Origin of the sequence: Thermalbibacter longus, assembly GCF_023806485.1 — a bacterium.
Classification (GTDB): Bacteria; Chloroflexota; Chloroflexia; order Thermomicrobiales; family Thermomicrobiaceae; genus Thermalbibacter; species Thermalbibacter longus.
In genome coordinates this window covers 1-848 of record NZ_JAMSLR010000038.1, presented here as the reverse complement: position 1 = coordinate 848, position 848 = coordinate 1, and the positions used below count along the sequence as shown (strand labels likewise).

Here is an 848-nt window from a genome sequence, read left to right as displayed (position 1 = left end):
GCTGGACGTGGTGGTGAACGTGGCCGGCATCCTGCGCGACCGGATGATCTTCAATATGACCGAGGAGGAGTGGGACGCGGTCTCCGCAGTGCATCTAAACGGCACGTTCAACGTCTGCCGCCATGCTACGGCCTTAATGCGCCAGCAGGGCAGCGGCCGAATCATCAACTTCTCCAGTGTCTCCGCCTGGGGTAGTCCCGGCCAACCCAACTACGCGGCAGCCAAGTACGGAATCCTGGGCCTGACCGCCGTGCTGGCGAACAGCATGGCCAAGTACAACGTGACCGCGAACGCCATCCTGCCGTATGCCACCACGCGCATGATCGACTCGACGCCGCGCGGGCAAGAGTTCGCCCGTGTACACGGGAAACCGCCGAGCGAGCTGGCCGAGGGCACCGAGGGTGATCCGGCCAACGTCGCGCCGATGGTCGTCTTCCTGGCCACCGACGAGGCGGCAGGGATCAACGGTCATTTCTTCGGCGTGCGGGGCTACACCATCTCGATCTATTCGCACTGGGAGCTCGCGGCGGTGCTGCGTAGGGAGGGTGGCTGGTCGCCTTCAGAGATCGCGGAGGTGTTCCCGAGCACGATCGAGCCGCTGCTCACGTTGCCCGAGCCGGTCGAGCTCCCTGGATACGACCGGCCCGTGCGGGGAACGGCGGCGATGCAGGCCGACCCATCGAGCTGGCGGGAGATCGCTCCTGGGATCCAGCTCTGGGAGCGGCGTGCGTACTACGAGGCAAAGGGCTAGGAGCGAAGCGATGGGGATGCTGGACGGCAAAGTCGCGCTGGTGACGGGGGCTGGGCGGGGGATCGGCCGCGGGATCGCGCTGCTGCTGGCCCGGGAG

Annotated in this window: 1 protein-coding gene and 1 pseudogene; both read left to right on the top strand. The window is 66.6% G+C overall.

Annotation, left to right across the window (positions count from 1 at the left end; translation table 11 throughout):
* Positions 1 to 751: SDR family oxidoreductase (locus NET02_RS16325; protein ID WP_284058492.1), on the top strand; the 751-nt coding region annotated here is incomplete at its 5' end.
* Between the two features lie 10 nt (positions 752 to 761).
* Positions 762 to 848, top strand: a pseudogene (locus tag NET02_RS16730) (3-oxoacyl-ACP reductase); the annotation flags it as partial.